This is a genomic window from Saliphagus sp. GCM10025317, from assembly GCF_042663665.1.
Taxonomy (GTDB): Archaea; Halobacteriota; Halobacteria; order Halobacteriales; family Natrialbaceae; genus Natronosalvus.
In genome coordinates, this window is the sequence record NZ_JBHTAQ010000007.1 from 1,334,975 (window position 1) to 1,355,356 (window position 20,382).

The window sequence follows — 20,382 nt, forward strand, 5'->3', positions numbered from 1 at the left end:
GAACGAGGCAAAAAACGGGCCGGAAACAGTCACTTCCGCCAGAACGGAGTAGGGAGGTCGCTGGCCGGGGAGGCCGTCTGCTGGTCGGCGCGCTCAACGTAGTTCCGGACCAGATAGTACGCCGCGACGTAGGCGAGGCCGGCGAGCATCACTGCGAGGATGAGGTTTCCGATGAGCAGGAGCTGAATCAACAGCAGGGCGGTCTCGAGGTGTGTCCACCTGGTCGCGATAATGGGATCGGTGCCGAAGAGGGTCGCACCGACGTAGAAACTTCCGAGGTAGACGGCGGGTTTGATGGCGGGATTCAGGACGGCCACGGAGGAGAAGATGGCGGGCTTCGAAATCCAGGACCACCAGTACGCGAACAGGAAAAACGAGCCGATTCCGAGCCCGCCGGTCGGCAGGGCCGTGACGAAGATGCCGATGGCGAAACTCGTCGCGACCTCGTGGGGCGTGTGTTCTTCTTCCCACGCCGTCCGGAGCGCGTGCCGGACCCGGTCCTGCACGCGTATCACTCGGTCACGAAACATACTGCCTATCAGCGCAACCTCATCTATCGAGAGAGAAAAGCGTGTCGACAGGTGTCAACCGTAAATACTGTATTGGAGGTCGAGTCGGGTTCACACGTTTGCACACCAACGCTCGAGCGAGCGAGTGAGAGTAGGTGATAGTGATAGCGAGGATGAGGAAGGCTGCAATCACGGTGCACGATTCCGACCGCGCCATCCGTGGTGCGGATCTTCTGATCCGCTCGTATGAGTATGCGAACGTACGAATTCGACGCTCTCCTCAGGCGTCGCTCTCCTCCCAGAGCGAATAGAGGTCGTCCATCACCGGGTCGGTGATCGATTCCCCGTCCAGGACGAGCGACGGTCGTTCGGTGTCGCCCTCGAGCGCCCTGACGCGACCGACGATCGCCGCCTCGAGGTCGGCCGCCGAAAGCGCGTCGAGACACGCCTCGAGGTCGTCGTCGGGAACCGTCGCGAGCAAGGCTCCTGAACCGAAGATCCGAAGCGGATCGACGCCGGCCGCTGCACAGAGGGTCGCCGTCTCCGACCGGACCGGAATCGCGTCGCGGTCGACCTCGAGTCGAACCCCCGAGGCCTGCGCGAGTTCGAGCAGGCCGGCCGTCACGCCGCCCTCGGTCGGGTCGTGCATCGCGGTCGCGTACTCCCGGAGGATTCGGGCGTCGGGGACGACGCTGACCTCCGCCAGGAACGCCTCGGCACTCGAGCGCGTCGCCTCGTCGACGCCGAGTTGCTCGCCGAAGTCCGCCGCCAGGATGGCCGTCCCCTCGATGGCGGCGGCCTTCGTCAGAAGCACGTGGTCGCCCGGCTTGGCACCGCCGGTCTCGAGGACGCGTTCGGCGGCGCCCATCGCCGTTAGCGAGACTAGCGGGCGCTCGAGGGCGTCGACGTACTCGGAGTGGCCGCCGACGATGGTCGCCCCCAGCGAGCGAGCGGCCGCGTCCAGGTCGCGGGTGACGGTTTCGAGAGTATCGTCGCCGTCGTCGGCCGCCGATGGAGGGAGCAGGATGACGGTCGTGAGCCAGCGGGGGTCGGCCCCGCTGGCGGCGACGTCGTTGCAGGCGACGTGAACGCCGAGGGTGCCGACTTCGCTGGCGGCGAGCGAGATGGGGTCGGAACTCACGACGAGGTGGCCGCCGGGCCAGTCGATGGCCGCCGCGTCCTCGCCCGTCGCCGGACCCTGCAAGACTGAGTCGTCGGCGTCGCCGGTCCGGCCGAAGACGTGCGCCACGAGGTCGTCGGGGTGGACTTTGCCGGGCATACGACGAACGTGGGCGATGGACGGCTTGTAGCTGTCGAAGGACTCGAGTCGGTCGTCAAATTCAGGATCAGCTTCTGTTGCAGTCCACAACGCGTACCTGTTTGATACTATCAATTATCAGTAGAGCGTGTTCAGCGAACGGTTGCCTATTCCAGCCCCGCTTTTAGGCCGTAGGATGCTGGAACAGTGAGTGATGGTGTTAACTCAAATCGACCACGTAGGTGAGAACGACCAGATGGGTGAGTGCATCGATACCTGTCTCGAAGCCGCGCAAGCGTGTGAATGGTGCGCTAATGAATGTGCTGGTGAAGGCGAAGGGATGGCCAAGTGCCTTCGTCTCTGTCGGGATGTCGCCGATCTCACGACGCTGCACGCACGCTTCATGGCACGGAACTCGAACTACAGCACGCAACTTGCAGAAGCCTGTGCTGGTGCATGCGAAGAGTGTGCGGACGAGTGCGAACAACACGATGAAGAACACTGTCAGGTCTGTGCTGACGTGCTTCGCAAGTGTGCCGAATCCTGCCGGGAGATGATGTCGACGTAGAACTCACAACCATTCCTGCCCGTCCACAAACCCCCTTTATTTTCGTCACCAGCGTATTGTCGGCCTGAATAACCCTGTACGATGCTAGAAATCATACGCTATGGCTCGTGAGACAGCACCACCCACCCGAGAGGAGATTGAAAGGCGCATTCAACAGATCGGAAAATACTCCCGCGCGGTCCGTATAGGATTGATAATCATCCTCACTGCGTTTCTGTTGGCCGTTGGTGTCGTCCTTCCCGCAAATCTCGACAGTCCCTCACAGGCAATCGAGTCGATACTGATGCCGCTTACGTTCGTCGGACTGGGGACCATCCTGTACGGAATTGGAATGCACCTTCACTTGATGCATTTGAATCTCGTCCGCCAGTTACAGCCAGAGCCCACGGACGACCAGCGGTCAGCCCCCGACTCAGATGACTGATTTCAGGCGAGAGGCAGTATCGAGTATGCACAGTTTACATTCACAGTGACCGGAAATCCACCCTGTGAAGCATCTACCGAGGAGAGTTTCGATGGAGCCCAAAATCTATCGAAGGTCGCGCTACGAGCGACGAACGGTCACTCGCTGATCGTCTCGAGTCCGTCGACCGGATTGACCGAGTAATCGACCGAGAGGACGTCCTTGGTCGCCCGGATCTTGCCGACGAACGTCGAGATGTCCTCGAGCGAGCCCTCCAGGACGAACAGTTCCATGCAGAAGTGGTCGCCGACGTGGCTGTGGAAGTTCGAGGCGACGAGCGACTCGTGTTCGTGGCGGAGGCGCATCATTCGCTCCTCGACGCTGGTCGTCTCGTAATCGAACATGACGGTGACGATGCCCATGAGTTCGCGACCCTCGAGTCGGGTGTCCTCGAACTCGCCGAGGAGGTTTCGCGAGGCTTCCCTGACGACTTCGCTCCGACCCGTGTATCCGTGATCATCGGCGAACTGATCGATTCGCTCGAGTAACGCATCCGGCATCGAGACGCTTACGACGGCCATGTAATAATTCGGTGCCATGAAATTGTTAAGCCTTATTATTCCGGCGTGATTCGTGTTCAGCGTCAGAGACAGGTCCGGATTGAGATTTGAATCCGGATTTGGATCGGGTAGTCGGCATTACCGCCCGAGTCGACGGGTCGACGACCAATGAACGACAATCGAGACCGATAATTGGCAACCGACGACCGAAAACTAGCAATCGACGACCGACGGTTCCGTAGTCCCAGAGAACCCCTCGTTACACTTCCTTGCTGAGGTCCAACGGTATCTTGCCCGGAAACCTGTCGACAGCGACGGGCGTCGACGAACGACGGAAGCCGAACACTCGTGGCGAAACGCGGGGTCGGAACCGTTCCATTCCGTCCTCGAATCGGCGTCTCTATCTCCCGATCGGTAACTCGAGATTACACGCCGGAAGCGTCGGGGCTGGGACGTGTATTCTCTCTATTACAATGGCCGGTCCCCGCACACGAGTGCACGTTATGTCTGGAAATCGGCCCCGAAACGCGCCACGCTCGCGGGTCTCCCGTCGGACGTTCGTCGCCGCGGCAGGTGCCTCCGGTGCGGTGGGGCTCGCCGGGTGCATCTACGGCAACGGCGGTGGCGGCGACTCCGAGGGAACGGTCTCGTTCGGCTTCGATCCGAGCGCCGCGAACGAAGTGGGCGACGACATCGAGAGCCTGTACCACGAGAACGGGCTGAGCGAGGACATCGAGATCGAGTTCCGACCCGGGGCGGACAACAGCGACGAACGCCGGGACAACTACCAGACGGCCCTCGACACCGGCGAGGCCGAACCCGATCTGATGCTGATGGACAACGGTTGGGTCAACGTCTTCATCCAGCAAGGACTCATCGCGAACCTGAACGAGGAACTCGAGGAGGAGGACGTCCAGCGCGTCAACGACGAGTACTTCGAGGGGTTCACCGCGACGGCTCGCGACCCCGAATCCGAGGACCTCTACGGCGTACCGCTCTTTCCGGACTTCCCGGTGATGATCTACCGAAAGGACTACGCCCGCGAGGCCGGCTACGAGGACGGCGACTTCGAGACCTGGGCCACCGAACCGATAACCTGGGAGGAGTGGTCGAACCTCGCGGAAGAAGTCGTCGACGCCTCCGGCGCCGAGTTCGGCCTCTCGACGCAGTGGGACGTTTACGAGGGGACGTCCTGTTGTACGTTCAACGAGGTGTTGAGTTCCTGGGGCGGCGCGTACTTCGGCGGGCCGGACAACCTGTTCGGTCCGGTCGGGGACCGGCCGGTCACCGTCGACGAACCGGAGTTCATCGACTCCCTCCGGATGATGCGAACCTTCGTCGATCCCGAGTACGGCGACGCGCTCGAGGGCTACGCGTCTGGCGTTGCCCCCTCCGACATCACCTCCTGGACCGAGGACGAGTCGCTACCGGAGTTCGAGAACGGAAACGCGGCGTTTCACCGCAACTGGCCGTACGCGATCCGGGCCGCCGCCGAGGAACACGGCGTCGACAACGTCGGCACGATGCCGATTCCCTACGCCGTCACCGAGGACGAGGCGAACCAGTCCGGGACCGGCGGGACGACCTCCGCCCTCGGCGGCTGGCACATCGTGCTCAACCCGAACTCGGACAACCTCGAGCAGGCCCGCGAGGTGTTGCGAGTGTCGATGGAGGACGACCTGCTCCTCGGCATCCTCGACATCTGGGGCTGGCTCCCGCCCAAGCCCGAGCTCTTCGAGTCCGAGGAGGCAGAGAGCATCGAACCGATGGGCGCGTACATGAACACGCTTCGCCTCGCCGGCGAGAACACGATGCCCCGCCCCGTTACGGAGGTCTGGGGCACCGAATCGACGCGGATCGCCGAGGAGGCCAACAGTGCGGTCTCCGGCTCGAAGGATCCCGAGGACGCCGCCGCGGACCTCCAGTCTGCGCTCGAGGATATCGAATCGGGGTGACGTGACTCATGAGCACCGAACAGGGATCGAGCGGCCCGACGCGCGAATCGAAGCGGTCGGGTCCGTTCGTCGCGATCACCAGGTGGATGGAGAACCTCGGCGAGACCGGGTTCGCCTACCTCCTGTTGACGCCCGTCTTCGTCCTTCTGGGGGCCATCGCGCTGTACCCGCTCTTGCGAACCCTCGAGATGTCGCTGTTCACGGACCTCATCGGCACGGGATCGGGGGAATTCGTCGGCCTCGATCACTACGTGAGTCTGTTCACCGGCGATGCGGATCGGTGGCTCCCCGGATCGTCGACGTTCCTGCCGACCGATCTCACCGGCAGCGCGATGTTCCGAAGCGCCCTGATGGTGACGCTCATCTTCACGTTCGTGAGCGTCTTCTTCGAGACGATCATCGGGTTCGGTCAGGCGCTCGTCCTGGACCAGGACTTCCGGGGCCGGAGCTGGGTTCGTGTGGCGATCATCATCCCGTGGGCGATCCCCATCGTCATCCAGGGGATGATCTTCTACCTGATGTTCCACCCGAGTACCGGCTTCGCCGCCGACCTCGTCGCCGCGCTCGGCATCGTCGCCCAGGAGAACACGCTGAACGACCCCTCGAGCGGACTGATCATAGTCACTGTCGCGGACATCTGGAAGACGTCGGCGTTCATGGCCTTGCTCATCCTCGCCGGCCTCCAGAGCATCGATCGGAACCTCTACGACGTTGCGAAGGTGGCGGGCGCCACGCGGTGGCAGCAGTTCAAGCTCATCACGTTCCCGCTCATCGTGCCGACGCTGGGCATCGCCATCCTCTTCCGGACGATCGACGCCATGCGCGTCTACGGCCTGATCGACTCGACTGCCGGCTGTACGGCCGTACCGTCGCTGACGTGCATGGTCGTCGCAACGTTTACGAACCAGCGCGGCCTCGCCTCGGCGATCGCGTTCGTCACGGCGGGCATCATCGGCGCGGTCGTGTTGATCGTCGTCTACCAGCAGTACAAGGAGGGATTGTAGATGGGGTCCGAATCAGGAACTGGAACGCCGGCGCGAGCCGAGTCCGGAACCCCCGACGCCGTGTCGGAAACCCGGCGCAGACAGGACGAAGATGGCGGAGGGGGGCCGCTCGAGCGATGGACGCGGTCGGTACTCACCGACTCGGGGAGCCGGGACCGCCTCTACCGGGCGCTGTTTTACGTCGTCGCGATCTTCTTCCTGGCGACGACGCTGTTCCCGTTCTACTGGTTGCTCGTGCTCGCGCTGACGCCCAACACGGACATCATCGCAGGCGACTGGACGCTCTCGTTCCTGGGCCTCGAGATCCCGTTCCCGACGCCGCAGGCGTTCCGCGTCGAGTCGTTCGTCGAGGTGTTCGAGGTGATCCCGTTTCACCTCTACGTCTTCAACAGCTTCGTGCTGGCGACGATCACGACCGTCATCGTCATCATGATCGCGAGCCTCGCCGGTTACGTCTTCGGCCGCCTCGAATTCCCTGGTCGGGGGGCGCTGATGCTCGGGATCCTGGCGATTTCGTACTTCCCGCCGGCGGCATTCCTGGTGCCGCTGTTCGAGGCGTTCACCGGCAACGCCGTCGTGATTCCGTTCCTGGGCGTCGAACTGTTCCAGTCGCCGCGGCTGGTCAACAGCCCGCCGTCGATGGTCCTGCCGTTCAGCGCGCTGTTCTTGCCGCTGGCAATCTTCATCCTGACGACGTTCTACGCCCAGATCCCCGATGGGCTCGAGGATGCCGCGCGCGTCGAGGGAACCACCAGACTGGGAGCGCTGTTCCGGGTGATCATGCCGCTGTCGGCGCCTGGCGTGGCGACGGCGGCCGTACTCACCTTTATCGCCGTCTACAACGAGTACTTCTTCAGTTCGATCATGGCCATCGGGAACGAGCCCCAGAACTGGTCGCCGCTGGTCGGCGGCATCCTGAGCTACCAGACCCAGTACTCGACGGAGTTCAACCTGATGGCAGCCGCGAGCATCATCGGGGTCCTCCCCGTCGTGATCCTCGTCGTCGTCGCCCAGGAACGCATCGTCAGCGGACTGACCGCCGGCGCACTCAAGGAGTAAATCATGGCACGCGTAACACTCGAACACGTCACGAAACGCTACGAAGACGTCACCGCAGTCGACGACATGAACCTCGAGATCGAAGACGGGGAGTTCGTCTGTCTCGTCGGTCCCTCGGGCTGTGGGAAGTCGACGACGATGGAAACGATCGCCGGTCTCACGAAGCCCACGGAGGGGACGATTCACATCGGCGACGTCGACGTCACGAACTTGCCGCCGAAGGATCGCGGGGTGTCGATGGTCTTCCAGAACATCGCGCTGTTCCCGCACATGGACGTCTACGAGAACATCTCGTTCGGCCTCCGACTCAGGAAGTACGACAAGGACGAGATCGACCGCCGGGTTGACCAGGCCGCCGACATCGTCCAGCTCGAGGGCATGCTCGACCGGATGCCCGACGAGATGTCCGGGGGACAGCGCCAGCGCGTCGCGATCGCGCGGGCGATCGTCCGCGAACCGGACGTCTTCCTGATGGACGAGCCGCTGGCGAACCTCGACGCCAAGCTCAGAGTCCACATGCGGACCGAACTCCAGCGCCTGCACAAGGAACTCGACACGACCATCGTGTACGTTACCCACGACCAGGCCGAGGCGATGACGATGTCCGATCGCATCGCCGTCATCAACGCGGGCGAACTCCAGCAGATCGATCCGCCGCTGATCTGTTACAACGAACCCGCTAACCTGTTCGTCGCCGGCTTCATTGGGTCGCCGTCGATGAACTTCGTCGAGGGCGAACTCGTCGAGGACGGCCTCCGAAGCGAGTGGTTCGACGTAGCGTTCGATCCGGCAGCGATCGAGGGCGTCACCGTCGGCGACCCCGTGACGCTCGGCGTCAGACCGGAGGACGTCCACCTGGCCGACCGAACCGAGTCGCTCTCGACCGCCACGCGGGAGATCCCCGTCACCACGGACGTCCTCGAGCCGATGGGCAACGAGGTGTTCGTCTACCTGCGCCTCGCGGACGGCCCGAGTCGAACGATGGACGAGGACGTCGCCGGCGCTTCGACGGGCGAGTTGCTCATGAGCCTCGACCCCGACACGCCGATCGAGGAAGACCAGGAGACCAGTGTCGTCCTCGATCGCTCGAGCATCCACCTCTTCGACACCAGGTCGGGCGAGGCGCTCGCCCACGGCATCGAGACGCTCGCCGAACAGCCCCGGGGCGACGACACGACGCCGACCGAGGCGGAATCCGACAGCTACTCATGAGCAACCTCGTCATCGCGATCTACTACGGCGGCCTGCTCGTCCTGTTTTTCTTCTGGATCTACGGCATCGTCTCGTTCGTCCTCGACGTGCGACACAAGATCGTCCCCGGAATCCGCCGATATCGCCGGGGACGTCGGCGTCTCGAAGACGACGCGATGGAACGAGACGAGCGGGACGAACGGGAACGACAACTGTACTGAGTCGGATTCGAACTCGACCGGGAGACGCACTCACCGCACATGACGTCACAACACGACCGAACGACGCTTCGAACCGGCCTCGTCGGCCTCGGTAACATCGGGCAGTACCACGCCGAGCGCCTGCTCGACCTGGGCGTCCCCCTCGTCGGCGGCATGGACATCTCCGCGGAGGCTCGAGAGAGCTTCGCGCGCCGCTACGACGTCGACGCGTACGACGACCACACCGACCTCTACGACGAGGTCGACGCCGTGATCGTCACCACGCCGAACAAGTTCCACGAGGAGTACACCGTCGCCGCGCTCGAGCAGGACGTGCACGTGCTGGTCGAGAAACCGCTCGCCCACTCCCTCGAGAGCGCCAGACGAATCGTCGACGCCGCGAAGGCGAGCGACGCCGTCTGCATGGTCGGGTTCAACAACCGCTTCCTGAACACCGTCCGAATCGTCCGCGACCGGATCGAACGCGGCGACCTCGGGCGAGTGAACCACATCGAGGCGAACTACGTCCGCCGGCGAGGGGTTCCAGGCCGGGGCTCCTGGTTCACCCGGCGAGCGGTCGCGGGCGGCGGCGCGTTGATCGACCTCGGCGTCCACGCCATTGACCTCGCGCTCTACCTGCACGAGTACCCCGACGTCGTCGAGGTCAACGGCGTGACGCGAACCGCGTTCGGCACCCAGGAGGAGTACGCCTACCTCGACATGTGGGGCGACGACGCCGGGCCGGAGGAGTTCGACGTGGACGACTCCGCCAGCGCCTTCATTCGCTGTGCGGACAACCGGACCATCTCGCTCGAGGTCGCCTGGGCGACGAACCGCCCGCCGACCCACGAGTTCTTCGTCCGCGGAACCGAGGCCGCCGCGCGGTTCGACTTCCTCGAGGGGGATCTCTCGTTTTATTCCGCGAGTGCAGCCGGGCCACACCACCTCGAGGATACGTCCGTGGAGACGGCTCACAACGACACCCATGCCGACGAACAGCGTGCGTTCTTCGACGCCATCGTCAGCGGCCGGTCGCTCGAGGACAGCGTCGACCAGGCGTTCGCGGTGCAGCAGGTGATCGACGCGATCTACCGCTCGAGCGACATGGGCAGGTGCGTGATGGATTTCGAGTCCCCTTGATCGCCTCAGGTCCCGTCGTCCCGCCGTCGAGACGTCGAGAACCGGATAACTGCGCGTACCCGCCCTTTTATTTCGCCGGCAGCCGTCGGTCGAGACGTATGGACATCGGCGTACACACCCCACCGCTGTACGGTGAATCGCTCGAGGACGCCGTCGCCTACCTCGCCGAGCGCGGCGTCGGTGCGATCGAACCCGGCGTCGGCGGCTACCCGGGCGACACCCACCTGCCTCGAGACGAGTACCTCGACGACGAGGACGCACAGGCGGACCTCCACGCACTGCTCGAGGACCACGAGATGCGAATCAGTGCGCTCGCGACCCACAACAATCCGCTCCACCCGGACGAGGAACGGGCCAGCGAGGCGGATACGGAACTCCGGGAGGCGATCGAGTTGGCCGACCAGCTCGACGTCGGCACCGTCACCTGCTTCTCGGGCCTCCCGGCGGGCGGGCCGGAGGACGAGGTTCCCAACTGGATCACGGCACCGTGGCCGAGCGAACACGCCGACGCCCACGAGTACCAGTGGGAGGTCGCCCGCGAATTCTGGGGCGACCTGGCCGCGTACGCGGACGAGCACGGCGTCGACCTGGCGATCGAGATGCACCCGAACATGCTGGTCTACGAACCCAGCGGCCTGCTCGAGTTGCGCGAGGCGACCAACGAGCGCGTCGGGGCGAACTTCGACCCCTCGCACCTCTACTGGCAAGGCATCTCGATCGCGGACGCGATTCGCCATCTCGGGAAACGTGACGCGATCCACCACGTCCACGCAAAGGACACCCGCATCTACGAGGAGGAGTCACGGGTGAAGGGTGTCCTCGACACGACGGCCTACGACGACGAGCCCAACCGGTCGTGGCTGTTCCGCTCGGTCGGCTACGGTCACGGCGAGGCCCACTGGAAGGACATCGTCTCGACGCTCCGGATGGTCGGCTACGACGACGTGCTGAGCATCGAACACGAGGACTCGCTCACGAGTTCGACGGAGGGCCTCGAGAAGGCCATCGAACTGCTCGAGCGGGCGGTCTTCACGGACCAGCCGGGCGAAGCCTACTGGGCAGAATAGCCAGTTTCGCCGTCACCGCCGATTGTGCTGATCTGGCGCTGTGCTATGCGCTACCCGCTGTCCGCCCGCCCCCACGTCCGGCGAGACACGGCCGTCAGGAGCGGCCCTCGGTACTTCTCGAGGTCGAAGTTGAGCCCGATGTAGACGCTCACGGCCGCGAGAACGACCCCGGCGGCGACGTCCGAGAACCAGTGGATGCCGAGGTACATCGTCGAGACGACGACGCTCAGCGCCAGGACGCCCGAGATAGGCACCCAGAGCGGATACTCGTCGCGAGTCGCCAGCGCGAGGAAGAAGACGCTCACCGACAGCGACGTGTGAAGCGAGGGGAAGACGTTCGTGTTCTGGTTGATCTCGTTGGTCAGGAACCGGGCCTGCGGATAGGACTCGTAGAGGAGCGGCACGACCTCAAGGGCGAGCAGATTTCGCGGTCCGTAGGCGATGAACAACACGTAACAGAGCAGGCCGATGGCGTAGTTCGCGGTAAACGCGAGCACCAGCGAGTTGAACCGGTCCATTCGCCGCAGCGAGAAGTACGCGACGAACGGGAACAGGAGCAAGAAGGCGTAGCCATAGAGGTAACTGAAGACGAAAAACGACGTCAGGAGGTCGCTCTCGAGCGACTGGAGTACGATGACGGGGTTCTCGGCGAACAGTTCCCGCTCGAACCGGTCGATCAGCGGCGTGATGTTTCGGCCGACGACGCGAAACTGTAACCACGACATGACGTCCTGGGAGGTCCACGGGACGCTCTGGGAGGACCCCCATCTGAGGAGCAACACGCCGAGGAGGGCGCCGAGAGTGAGGGATGCGTTTCGAAACCGCGAGCCGGCATCCCTGAGTGCGCGGGTGAATCGTGCCGGCCCGACCAGGACCAGCGTCGCAGAGCAGAGCATCACGCCGACGCCGAGCGCGAGGTCCAGCACGACTCCTTCGAGTGCCATACGCTCCCGGTACGTTCTCGACGGGGTTAAAACAATCTGCTCGCGGGCGAATTAGTGTACGGTGACCGACCGAAAGCCTGAGTGGGTTCTGTGACCGAGGGTATAGGTGGAGAAGTGGGCCAAAGCCCGAGTAAGCACTGTAACCGATGACTCGAGTGTGCAAAACTGACGCACTCGATCACTCGACGAGGTCGCCGTTGACGTAACTGTATCCGGCCTCCTCGAACAGCTCTCGTGCCTGCTCTTCGTCGAGTTCGCCCTCCTGGCCGGGAAATGCGTATCCCGAGGCGTAGCGGTCGGTGTCCCACCGGTCGTCGGGGATGCCGACGAAGGCGCTCTGGGTCTCTGGCGCCCTCGCATACCCGTGAAAAATCGTCTCGACGGCATTTTCGCGGTCGATCAACTGCGATATCACGCCCCTGAACCGTGGATTGCCGAGCGAAGAGTGAGTCAGGTTGTACCCAATCATGTAGAACGCCCCGGTGTCCTGGGTCGTCGTCCGTATGGATTCCTCGTCCTGGATTTCGTCGAGTTGGGCAGCCGGAATCTGATTGGCGATGAAGTCGAGGTCGCCGTCGATCAGCGCGTCGAGAGCGGCACCGGCGTTCGGCAGGACGCGAAACTCGAGGCCGTCGAATCTGGCGTCGGTCTCTGTGGACGTGTCTTCGTCGTCGAACTGCTCGTCTGTGCCCCCTTCCCCATCCCCGTTTCCATCCTCGATTCCGCTCCCGTCGTCCGTCTCGTTGGCGCCGCCGTCTGACTCGGGCTCTGTCTCGGGTTCGTCCGTCGCCGGTTCGTCTTCGTCCGCGGATTCGGACTCGTACAGAACGTGGTCCTCGAACAACTCGAGCGTGACCGACTCCCCGTCTTCGGACTCGACGAACGCGAACAGGCCGGAACCGATGGGTTCGGAGTTGTCCCACTCAAGGGCGTCGGTCCGGTGATCACCGACGAGTTCCGACCGCTCGTACCAGATGTGCTCGGGAAGGAGCGGGAGCGTGAGCGCCCATCGAGCCACTTCTCGGGAGACGTCGTCGAAGCGAACGCGGGCGGTTCGCTCGCCGACGACGGTGACCTCGTCGATCAGCGACTGCCGACCCCGTAACTGTGGTGCCGTGACGGGGCTCTCGGCTTCTCCGAGCGAGGTATCTGAGAGGAAATCGACCGTGAACCGGACGTCCTCGGCATCGATTGGCTCGCCGTCGTGCCAGAGGAGGCCGTCGTGGAGCGTCACCGTCGCCTCAAGCGCGCCGCCGGATTCATCCCACTCGATACGCTCGGCGAGCCAGTGGACGTACTCCTCGTCGAACTTTCGAACGAGCGGGTCGTACACTAGGTCCAGAATCGTCTGGACGTCGGTCAGGTCGACGACGAGCGGGTTCAGGCGTGACGTGCGCTGATAGCCGAACAGGCCGGCACGAAGCGGTCGGTCGATCTCGTCGCCGGGTGGGTTCGTGACGGCCTCGAGGTACTCCCGTGGGGTAAACGGGATCTGAAACAGCGAGAGGTCGGCGTCGACGGCGCCGAGGTGATCGTGGTGGGCGACGACGGTGTACGGAGCCGTATCGTCTTGCGTGAGGTAGGTAAACAGGGTATCGAAAATCTCACGTCGGTCGTCTCCCCTGGCCTCGCGCTGTGAATCGAGGTGGTCGTCAGTCGTGGGATCGGAGAATCGAAACGGGTTCTGCCAGCCCTGTTCGCCGACGAAGTCCGAGTGGAGGAGCGACCGGAGCGAGTCGACCTCGTCGAAACCGGGGTGGCGGATGATGAACACGTCGTAGTTTCGTTCGATTAGCACCTCTCGGTAGAGTTCGGCTTCCTCGAGCGGGGCGTGATCAGTGTCGATCCCGACCGTTCGGAGGTTGTTGGTCAACTGGTTCGCGATCTTCGGAGCGATGACGTCGTCGTCGGTCGGAACGGTCTTGATCTCGAGCGAGATTGGGTCGGGCGAGGTGCCATTGGTTCCCGACCAGATGTACTCCGAACAGCCGGCGAGGGACGTGCTGGCAGCGGCCCCGAGTGTAGCCAGGACGTCTCGCCGGCGTACCCGATTATCCATCACCTCACTGGTTACTTACGGCGCAGTATATGACTTTCTACTCAGTCGACATTGCGTGTCTTTGGCAGTTCGTCGCCCTCGAACGAAGGCGGTACCCCTTCGGTCACGTCGGAGAGGACACACCAAATATTACGAACACCAGCAGGTATCGTTCGGTCGTGCAACATGTGAGAGTTGGAAATCGAGGGTCAGACCAGAGTGATGATTCGAGCGTCGAGACTCGAGTTCTGGTTCGAGTGAAGCCTCGAGTAACCGCTCCCAAACGTGTCGTAGCGACTGGTTACTCGCTCACTCGAATCCCGGCGTTCGCAGTACGGCCGGCATAACAATGGACTCATAGGCAGCCCTGACTATACGGCTTCCAGATAGGTCTCCCGCGGCGATCGCCCACCGGGAACGGGCCGAGCGCTGTAAGGCGGGGATACCGGGCGGTAGCCGGCAGAAACAGAGCCATGAAACTCGCACTCATCGGTTTCGGTCAAGCAGGCGGAAAGGTCGTCGACGCCTTCTGTGCGTTCGACGAAACGATCGGCGGCCACGTCGTGGAGGCGGCGATCGCCGTCAACACCGCGACGGCCGACCTGCGCGGACTCGAGCACGTCACTCCCGAGAATCGCGTCCTGATCGGGCAGTCTCGCGTGAAGGGCCACGGCGTGGGCGCCGACAACGAACTGGGCGCCGAAGTCGCCGCAGCCGACGTCGACGAGATACAGACGGCGATCGACCGCGTCCCCGTCCACGACCTCGACGCCTTCCTGATCGTGGCCGGTCTGGGTGGCGGGACGGGATCGGGCGGCGCCCCCGTGCTCGCGACGCACCTCAGACGGATCTACAACGAGCCGGTGTACGGCCTCGGCATCCTCCCCGGGACGGACGAGGGCGGCATCTACACGCTCAACGCCGCCCGGTCGTTCCGGACTTTCACGCGCGAGGTCGATTCGCTGCTCGTCTTCGACAACGACGCCTGGCGCCAGACCGGCGAGTCGGTGGGGAGCGGGTTCGAACGGAGCAACCGGGAACTCGTCGAGCGAGTCGGTCGACTCTTCGCCGCGGGCGAAGTCTCGTCGGGCGACCACGTCGCCGAGAGCGTGGTCGACGCCTCCGAGATCATCAACACGCTCGAGACCGGCGTCGCCACGGTCGGCTACGCAACTCAGTCGGTCGAGTCGAGCACGTCCGGAATCCTCGAGCGCGTCTCCAGAACGTCCTCGAGCACCCACTTCGGCACCGAACACGAGGCGACGAACCGAATCACGAGTCTCGTCCGAAAGGCGACGCTGGGCCGACTGACGCTCCCCTGTTCGGTCGCGAGCGCCGACAAGGGACTCGTCGTGGCGACCGGTCCGCCGGACGAACTGAGTCGGAAGGGGATCGAGCGCGGACGAACCTGGCTCGAGGAGGAGACCGGGAGTATGGAGATCCGCGGCGGCGATTATCCGCGACCGGGCGCCGACGAGGTGGGGGCCATCGTGCTCCTCTCCGGAGTCACGGACGTACCCCGCATCGAGCAACTCCAGTCCGTCGCCGTCGAGACCAAGGAGACGACTTCGGCGATTCGAGCTGAACAGGCTGGCGACCTGGAGTCGCTGCTCGACACCGGTGGGGAACTCGACGCGCTGTTCTAAGCGCCGGACGTTCGAGAAGGCCGAGCGCCCATCCGTTTCGACGTTTCGCGACCGCCACCGCCCTCGAGTACCCACTCCCTTGGTTTTAGCACGGGTTCGAGAATCGTCCCCCGTCGATCGATCACGGGACATACAACGTTAAGAGAGTTGACTGTGTATTCGGCCACGAGCATGGGTACCACGAGACGGAGTGACCAGCGATGACGGTCGAACAGTTCCACGTCGACGGCGACGTCGCCATCGTGACCGGCGCCTCGAGCGGCATCGGCCGGACCATCGCCGAGCGATTCGCCGACGACGGCGTCGACGTCGTGATCTGTTCGCGCGAGCAGGAGAACGTCGGTCCCGTCGCCGACGCCATCGAGGACAGCGATCGACCTGGAAACGCACTCGCCGTCGAGTGCGACGTGACCGATAGCGAGGCCGTCGCGGCCCTCGTGGAGGCGACCGTCGAGACGTTCGGCGGACTAGATATCCTCGTGAACAACGCGGGTGCCAGCTTCATGGCCAACTTCGACGGTATCAGCGAGAACGGCTGGCGAACGATCCTGGACATCAATCTCACTGGAACCTACCTGTGTACCCACGCGGCCGCCGACCACCTCAAGGACGGCGGCGGCATCGTCGTCAACCTCTCGAGCGTCGCCGGGATCCAGGGCGCGCCGTACATGAGCCACTACGCGGCGGCGAAAGCCGGCGTCAACGCCCTCACGTCGTCGCTGGGCTTCGAGTGGGCAAGTGAGGGCGTCCGCGTGAACGCTGTCGCTCCCGGCTTCGTCGCGACGAAGGGCGTCGAGGCCCAGATGGGGATCGCCGCCGACGAGGTCGACCGCGACGAAATCGACCGACGGATGGGAACCGTCGAGGAAATCGCCGACATCGTCCAGTTCCTCGCCAGCCCCGCCTCGTCGTACCTCGTCGGCCAGACGCTCGAGGCTGCCGGCAAACCAGCGATTATGGAGACCCCCGACACCTGACACCAGGCATCTGAGATTTAACACCTGCTACCTACGATGACCCGAAAAACGCTTCACCTGCCGGTCGCCGCACAGCCCTCCGTCCAGTCGCTCGTCGACATCGCCAAACGGGGCGAGGATCGGGGATACGAACGCGCGTGGGTTCCCGAAACGTGGGGACGTGACGTCGTAACCGTCCTCACGCGAATCGCCACCGAAACCGACGAGATCGGCATTGGGCCGAGCATCGCCAACGTCTACTCGCGCTCCCCGGCGCTCCTGGGCCAGACGGCCGCCACACTTCAGGAGGTCTCCGACGGTCGCCTCCGCCTCGGCATCGGCCCCAGCGGCCCGGCCGTCATCGAAGGCTGGCACGGCGTCGACTTCGATCGCCCCCTCCGGCGCACACGCGAGTACCTCGAGATCGTCCGGGCGGTGACCAGCGGCGAGACGCTGTACTACGACGGCGACATCTTCTCGCTGGCCGGCTTCCGGTTGCGATGTGATTCGCCCGAGACGCGGATTCCCGTCGACGTGGCCGGCATGGGGCCGAAGTCCGTCGAACTCGCCGGGCGGTTCGCGGACGGCTGGCACGCCATCGTCTTCACGCCAGACGGCATGCGCGAACGTCTCGAGGACCTCGAGCGTGGCATCGACCTCGGTGACCGCGAGCGCGACGACGTTCGCGTGACGCTCTCGCTGACCGCTTGCGCGCTCGAGGACGGCGAGCGGGCCCGCGACCTCGCCCGTCAACACCTGGCGTTCTACGTCGGCGCGATGGGCACGTACTACCGGGAGTCCCTCGCCCGGCAGGGATACGAGGAAGAAGCGAACGACATCGCGGCTGCCTGGTCGAGCGGCGACCACGAGCGGGCGTGTTCGCTGATCCCCGACGACCTGCTCGATGACCTCGGCGCGTCAGGGACGCCCGAGAGAGCCCGCGCCGAACTCGAGAAGTTCGAGGCGATCGACGGCGTCGATTCGCTCGCTATCGGTTTCCCGCGGGGGGCCACGACCGAAGAGATCGAGGCGACGATCGACGTGCTCGCGCCCGAACGCTGAGCCGCGCTCGAGGTTCCGGGTAGGGACTTCGACGGACGAATCCGCTGATCTCCTTCGCCAGCTAACACGTGTGAGCGTTTAAGAGAACTCGTCACGAACTTCACCCATGAGCATGAGCTATCGGAAGGTCAACTACGAGGAGGTCGAGCAGGTCTCGGACGCGATGCACCTCCTGAGCGAACCGCTGGGCTGTCGCCAGGTCGGCGTCACGTTCTCTCGGTGTCCGCCGAACTGGAACAGCAAACCGCACGACCACACCGGCGACGACCACGAAGAGGTGTACGTCCTGGTTCGAGGCGCCGCGGAGGTTCGCGTCGACGACGAGTCGGTCCCCGTCGAGGAGGGGGACGCGGTCTGGATCGCCCCGGAGGCAGAAAGGCAGATCAGAAACGGCGACGAAGAGAGCGCGTTCGTGCTGATAAGCGCCCCCGAGTTCGATTCGGGGCAGGCCGACGACGACGATACCTGGTCGCTCACGGGTTTTCAGGGCTGAGTCGCGGTCACGGTCTCGCTCTCGCACGTACCCTCGTTCTCACTCTCACTCTCGAGCGTCAGTCGGGCGAATTGCGTTGTCGACAGCCTCCCGAAACCCGTCGCTCTCGCAGTACCAGAGCCACGTCCCGGTCAGGGCGGTCACGAGCGACATCGCGACGAGCGCGGCGACGGACGCGGTGTACGCGACCGAGCCGTCGCCCGTGACGGCGCCGACGTTCGCAGGGTTGTCGTGGACGAAGAAGAAGTAGACGACGAACCAGCAGGTCGTGGCGGTCGTTCCCACCAGCAGCGGCGCGCCGTAGCCGTAGTTCTTCACCCAGACGAACCCCATCGCGAGGAGCGGGCCGAGGTAGCCGACGAGCACGATGAACTCGACCTGGCTCTCCGTGTACGTCACGCCGGCTGCTGATTGGGCGATGGCGAATAGGGCGCCGCCGACGAGGTAGCCGGTGAACGCCATCGTGACGATGAGGCGTCGATCCACGTCTCTCACTGGCCGTGTGAGGGGCTTAATTGTTGTCGACGACTCGAGAGCTGAGTCGTCGCGACGGTTGCGGACGTCTCGAGCGTTTCGAATCGTCGGCTACGGGCGCCGCGAACCACTCGCGTTCGGAAACCGTTCGACTCAGGTACCGGACGGCCAAACGACACCCATGACCGTGGTTCGAATACCGGTCGGCGGCGGGACGCCCGAAGGAACCAACAGCGCCTACCTCGTCGACGAACGGGTTCTCGTCGATCCTGGACCGCCGACCGAGGCGGCGTGGTCGAATCTCCGAACGGGACTCGAGGCCGAACTCGAGGCGCTCGCGGACCTCGAGTACGTCGTCTGTACCCACTGGCACGCCGACCACGTCGGGCTGGCGCCGCGCCTCGCCGAGGCCACCGACGCGACGGTCGCGATGGGCGAGCACGACACGCCCCTGCTCGCAGAGTACGCCGCCGAGCGCGAGGCCCGACTCGAGCGAGACGCTGCAGCGATGACCGCCTGGGGCGTCCCAGAGGACGTCATTACCGCAGTCGTCGGGGGTGATCAGCCGTCACCGCTTCCCGACGCGACGCCCGTCGAGTCGCTGGTCGACGGGCAGACCGTCGCCGGCCTCGAGGTGCTCGAGACGCCCAGCCACACGGCGGGGCACATTTCGCTCGCGACCGACGAGGCGCTCGTCCTCGGGGACGCCGTACTGCCCACGTACACCCCGAACGTCGGCGGGAGCGACACGCGGACGCGCGGAACGGACCCGCTCGACACCTACCTGGAGACACTGGATCAGCTCCTCGCCCGTGAGGGCGTCGAATCGGGTGCGGTGACGCTCCGCCCAGGACACGGCGAAACCGTCGACCGCGTGCGGATCGAGGCGATTCGAAACCACCACGACGAGCGAACCCGGCGCGTCGAGACGGCCCTCGAGGCGCGTACGAAAGCGACACCGTGGGCCCTCGCCCAGGATCTGTTCGGCGAACTCGAGGGGATCCACGCCAAGTTCGGGGCCGGCGAGGCCGCGGCCCACCTGGAGCGACTCGAGCGAGACGGCGTCGTAGAGTGCGAGGAGGGCGGCCGCTACGCGCTCGCTGAGTAAGTTTTCTCAGTCCACGAGCGAGTCGTCCACGCCCTCGAGCGGAATCGCCCGTGCCGCGGTCGCCTTGAACGACGCGACGATGGGACGACCGGGTTCGAGACCGAGGGAGTCGACGCTCGCGCGCGTGACGAGCGCCTCGAGCCCGGCTCCGTCGGCCCCCGTTCGCGCCTGCGTTCCGTCTACGCCGACGCGAACCTGGGCGACCGCGGTTCCCTGCTCCACGCGCTCGACGGTGCTCTCGAACCGGTTGCGAAAACTCGTCAGTCCGGGTTTCGATCGGTCGTCCGGATCGGACAGGACGACCGCGTCCGATCGGACGCTCACCTGGACCGTCTCCGCCTCCACGGGAGCGACGGCAATGACCCGCCCGATTTCGGTCTCGACCGTCGCGAGTTCGCCCTCGCGCTCGACGACCGTCCCCGACAGCACCGACTCCGTGACGCTCGCGACGCCCTCGAGCGCCGTCTGGTGGCGCTCGAAGCGCCGTCGGAGGTCCCGCGCGGTCCCGGTGATGGTGGTGCCGCCGCCGTCGGCGCCACCACGGTGACGCTCGGTGAGTGGGCCGAGTTCGTCCTCGAGTTCGACGATCCGGCGCTGAAGGCGGGCGTAGGATCGCCCCAAGGCGTCGGCGGCCGCGTGCATCGAGCCGTGAGCGTCGATCGCCTCGAGCATCTCGACGTCGCGGCGGTCGACCGTCACCTCGCCGACGGTGAGTTCCGTTCGATACCCGCGCTCGATCGTCATGGA

General features: G+C 64.6%; 21 protein-coding genes. 14 read left to right on the forward strand and 7 right to left on the reverse strand.

Features of this window, described 5'->3' with window-relative positions:
- Positions 1-29 precede the first annotated feature (29 nt).
- Together ACFQS4_RS21270 and ACFQS4_RS21275 are read right to left on the reverse strand one after the other, a co-directional pair.
- Positions 30-530, reverse strand: a complete 501-nt coding sequence (locus ACFQS4_RS21270; protein WP_500196342.1) for a DUF2062 domain-containing protein — start codon at positions 528-530, stop codon at positions 30-32.
- A gap of 259 nt (positions 531-789) precedes the next feature.
- Entirely contained in the window at positions 790-1,788 is a 999-nt protein-coding gene (locus tag ACFQS4_RS21275) for an AIR synthase family protein (protein ID WP_500196345.1), read from the reverse strand.
- Between the two features lie 193 nt (positions 1,789-1,981).
- Here ACFQS4_RS21275 and ACFQS4_RS21280 point away from each other — a divergent pair, with 193 nt between their 5' ends.
- Both ACFQS4_RS21280 and ACFQS4_RS21285 read left to right on the forward strand, forming a co-directional pair.
- Positions 1,982-2,335, forward strand: coding sequence for a four-helix bundle copper-binding protein (locus ACFQS4_RS21280; RefSeq protein ID WP_500196691.1), 354 nt, complete (start codon positions 1,982-1,984; stop codon positions 2,333-2,335).
- Between the two features lie 100 nt (positions 2,336-2,435).
- A complete protein-coding gene (locus tag ACFQS4_RS21285; protein ID WP_500196347.1) occupies positions 2,436-2,759 on the forward strand; it encodes a hypothetical protein in 324 nt (107 codons plus the stop codon).
- 137 nt (positions 2,760-2,896) lie between these two features.
- On the opposite strand, the gene ACFQS4_RS21290 is transcribed toward ACFQS4_RS21285, so the two are convergent.
- On the reverse strand, positions 2,897-3,319 hold the full coding sequence (locus ACFQS4_RS21290) for a CopG family ribbon-helix-helix protein (protein WP_253436824.1): 423 nt from the start codon (positions 3,317-3,319) through the stop codon (positions 2,897-2,899).
- Between the two features lie 482 nt (positions 3,320-3,801).
- Between ACFQS4_RS21290 and ACFQS4_RS21295 the strand changes: the two genes are divergently transcribed.
- From ACFQS4_RS21295 to ACFQS4_RS21325, 7 genes are all read left to right on the forward strand, one after another.
- Positions 3,802-5,253: an extracellular solute-binding protein gene (locus tag ACFQS4_RS21295; protein ID WP_500196349.1), complete on the forward strand. Its 1,452-nt coding sequence runs from the start codon at positions 3,802-3,804 to the stop codon at positions 5,251-5,253.
- Between the two features lie 8 nt (positions 5,254-5,261).
- A complete protein-coding gene (locus ACFQS4_RS21300; RefSeq protein ID WP_500196351.1) occupies positions 5,262-6,257 on the forward strand; it encodes a carbohydrate ABC transporter permease in 996 nt (331 codons plus the stop codon).
- On the forward strand, positions 6,258-7,316 hold the full coding sequence (locus tag ACFQS4_RS21305; protein WP_500196353.1) for a carbohydrate ABC transporter permease: 1,059 nt from the start codon (positions 6,258-6,260) through the stop codon (positions 7,314-7,316). It abuts the gene before it with no gap.
- 3 nt (positions 7,317-7,319) lie between these two features.
- The gene (locus tag ACFQS4_RS21310; RefSeq protein ID WP_500196356.1) at positions 7,320-8,528 is read left to right on the forward strand and encodes an ABC transporter ATP-binding protein; all 1,209 of its coding nucleotides are present in this window, start codon (positions 7,320-7,322) and stop codon (positions 8,526-8,528) included.
- Positions 8,525-8,728, forward strand: a complete 204-nt coding sequence (locus ACFQS4_RS21315) for a DUF8005 family protein (RefSeq protein WP_500196359.1) — start codon at positions 8,525-8,527, stop codon at positions 8,726-8,728. The genes ACFQS4_RS21310 and ACFQS4_RS21315 overlap by 4 nt, the downstream gene beginning before the upstream one ends.
- Before the next feature lie 39 nt (positions 8,729-8,767).
- A complete protein-coding gene (locus tag ACFQS4_RS21320) occupies positions 8,768-9,847 on the forward strand; it encodes a Gfo/Idh/MocA family protein (RefSeq protein ID WP_500196361.1) in 1,080 nt (359 codons plus the stop codon).
- Between the two features lie 98 nt (positions 9,848-9,945).
- A complete protein-coding gene (locus tag ACFQS4_RS21325; protein WP_500196363.1) occupies positions 9,946-10,914 on the forward strand; it encodes a sugar phosphate isomerase/epimerase family protein in 969 nt (322 codons plus the stop codon).
- A 50-nt stretch (positions 10,915-10,964) separates the two neighbouring features.
- Here ACFQS4_RS21325 and ACFQS4_RS21330 read toward each other — a convergent pair whose 3' ends face one another.
- Positions 10,965-11,858, reverse strand: coding sequence for a phosphatase PAP2 family protein (locus tag ACFQS4_RS21330; protein WP_500196366.1), 894 nt, complete (start codon positions 11,856-11,858; stop codon positions 10,965-10,967).
- Positions 11,859-12,036: 178 nt separating this feature from the next.
- Positions 12,037-13,917, reverse strand: coding sequence for an ABC transporter substrate-binding protein (locus tag ACFQS4_RS21335; protein WP_500196368.1), 1,881 nt, complete (start codon positions 13,915-13,917; stop codon positions 12,037-12,039).
- Between the two features lie 452 nt (positions 13,918-14,369).
- Between ACFQS4_RS21335 and ACFQS4_RS21340 the strand changes: the two genes are divergently transcribed.
- The 4 genes from ACFQS4_RS21340 (at position 14,370) to ACFQS4_RS21355 (ending at position 18,053) form a co-directional block, all read left to right on the forward strand.
- The gene (locus tag ACFQS4_RS21340; RefSeq protein ID WP_500196370.1) at positions 14,370-15,542 is read left to right on the forward strand and encodes a tubulin/FtsZ family protein; all 1,173 of its coding nucleotides are present in this window, start codon (positions 14,370-14,372) and stop codon (positions 15,540-15,542) included.
- Between the two features lie 200 nt (positions 15,543-15,742).
- Positions 15,743-16,519, forward strand: coding sequence for an SDR family NAD(P)-dependent oxidoreductase (locus tag ACFQS4_RS21345; protein WP_500196372.1), 777 nt, complete (start codon positions 15,743-15,745; stop codon positions 16,517-16,519).
- 36 nt (positions 16,520-16,555) lie between these two features.
- On the forward strand, positions 16,556-17,560 hold the full coding sequence (locus ACFQS4_RS21350; protein ID WP_500196374.1) for a TIGR04024 family LLM class F420-dependent oxidoreductase: 1,005 nt from the start codon (positions 16,556-16,558) through the stop codon (positions 17,558-17,560).
- A gap of 112 nt (positions 17,561-17,672) precedes the next feature.
- On the forward strand, positions 17,673-18,053 hold the full coding sequence (locus ACFQS4_RS21355) for a cupin domain-containing protein (RefSeq protein WP_254160592.1): 381 nt from the start codon (positions 17,673-17,675) through the stop codon (positions 18,051-18,053).
- Between the two features lie 45 nt (positions 18,054-18,098).
- Here ACFQS4_RS21355 and ACFQS4_RS21360 read toward each other — a convergent pair whose 3' ends face one another.
- On the reverse strand, positions 18,099-18,539 hold the full coding sequence (locus tag ACFQS4_RS21360) for a hypothetical protein (protein WP_500196376.1): 441 nt from the start codon (positions 18,537-18,539) through the stop codon (positions 18,099-18,101).
- Between the two features lie 169 nt (positions 18,540-18,708).
- Between ACFQS4_RS21360 and ACFQS4_RS21365 the strand changes: the two genes are divergently transcribed.
- Positions 18,709-19,635, forward strand: coding sequence for an MBL fold metallo-hydrolase (locus ACFQS4_RS21365; protein ID WP_500196378.1), 927 nt, complete (start codon positions 18,709-18,711; stop codon positions 19,633-19,635).
- A gap of 6 nt (positions 19,636-19,641) precedes the next feature.
- Here the strand turns inward: ACFQS4_RS21365 and ACFQS4_RS21370 are convergent, their stop codons facing one another.
- Positions 19,642-20,379, reverse strand: a complete 738-nt coding sequence (locus tag ACFQS4_RS21370) for a TOBE domain-containing protein (protein WP_500196380.1) — start codon at positions 20,377-20,379, stop codon at positions 19,642-19,644.
- Between the last annotated feature and the right edge of the window lie 3 nt (positions 20,380-20,382).

Bases quoted from the DNA above. Each gene is read 5' to 3' on its own strand.
- ACFQS4_RS21280 (WP_500196691.1), top strand. From the start codon at position 1,982: ATGGTGTTAACTCAAATCGACCACGTAGGTGAGAACGACCAGATGGGT.
- ACFQS4_RS21285 (WP_500196347.1), top strand. From the start codon at position 2,436: ATGGCTCGTGAGACAGCACCACCCACCCGAGAGGAGATTGAAAGGCGC.
- ACFQS4_RS21330 (WP_500196366.1), bottom strand. From the start codon at position 11,858: ATGGCACTCGAAGGAGTCGTGCTGGACCTCGCGCTCGGCGTCGGCGTG.
- ACFQS4_RS21295 (WP_500196349.1), top strand. From the start codon at position 3,802: ATGTCTGGAAATCGGCCCCGAAACGCGCCACGCTCGCGGGTCTCCCGT.
- ACFQS4_RS21310 (WP_500196356.1), top strand. From the start codon at position 7,320: ATGGCACGCGTAACACTCGAACACGTCACGAAACGCTACGAAGACGTC.
- ACFQS4_RS21325 (WP_500196363.1), top strand. From the start codon at position 9,946: ATGGACATCGGCGTACACACCCCACCGCTGTACGGTGAATCGCTCGAG.
- ACFQS4_RS21305 (WP_500196353.1), top strand. From the start codon at position 6,258: ATGGGGTCCGAATCAGGAACTGGAACGCCGGCGCGAGCCGAGTCCGGA.
- ACFQS4_RS21340 (WP_500196370.1), top strand. From the start codon at position 14,370: ATGAAACTCGCACTCATCGGTTTCGGTCAAGCAGGCGGAAAGGTCGTC.
- ACFQS4_RS21345 (WP_500196372.1), top strand. From the start codon at position 15,743: ATGACGGTCGAACAGTTCCACGTCGACGGCGACGTCGCCATCGTGACC.
- ACFQS4_RS21355 (WP_254160592.1), top strand. From the start codon at position 17,673: ATGAGCTATCGGAAGGTCAACTACGAGGAGGTCGAGCAGGTCTCGGAC.
- ACFQS4_RS21350 (WP_500196374.1), top strand. From the start codon at position 16,556: ATGACCCGAAAAACGCTTCACCTGCCGGTCGCCGCACAGCCCTCCGTC.
- ACFQS4_RS21290 (WP_253436824.1), bottom strand. From the start codon at position 3,319: ATGGCCGTCGTAAGCGTCTCGATGCCGGATGCGTTACTCGAGCGAATC.
- ACFQS4_RS21300 (WP_500196351.1), top strand. From the start codon at position 5,262: ATGAGCACCGAACAGGGATCGAGCGGCCCGACGCGCGAATCGAAGCGG.
- ACFQS4_RS21320 (WP_500196361.1), top strand. From the start codon at position 8,768: ATGACGTCACAACACGACCGAACGACGCTTCGAACCGGCCTCGTCGGC.
- ACFQS4_RS21315 (WP_500196359.1), top strand. From the start codon at position 8,525: ATGAGCAACCTCGTCATCGCGATCTACTACGGCGGCCTGCTCGTCCTG.
- ACFQS4_RS21335 (WP_500196368.1), bottom strand. From the start codon at position 13,917: ATGGATAATCGGGTACGCCGGCGAGACGTCCTGGCTACACTCGGGGCC.
- ACFQS4_RS21370 (WP_500196380.1), bottom strand. From the start codon at position 20,379: ATGACGATCGAGCGCGGGTATCGAACGGAACTCACCGTCGGCGAGGTG.
- ACFQS4_RS21275 (WP_500196345.1), bottom strand. From the start codon at position 1,788: ATGCCCGGCAAAGTCCACCCCGACGACCTCGTGGCGCACGTCTTCGGC.
- ACFQS4_RS21270 (WP_500196342.1), bottom strand. From the start codon at position 530: ATGTTTCGTGACCGAGTGATACGCGTGCAGGACCGGGTCCGGCACGCG.
- ACFQS4_RS21365 (WP_500196378.1), top strand. From the start codon at position 18,709: ATGACCGTGGTTCGAATACCGGTCGGCGGCGGGACGCCCGAAGGAACC.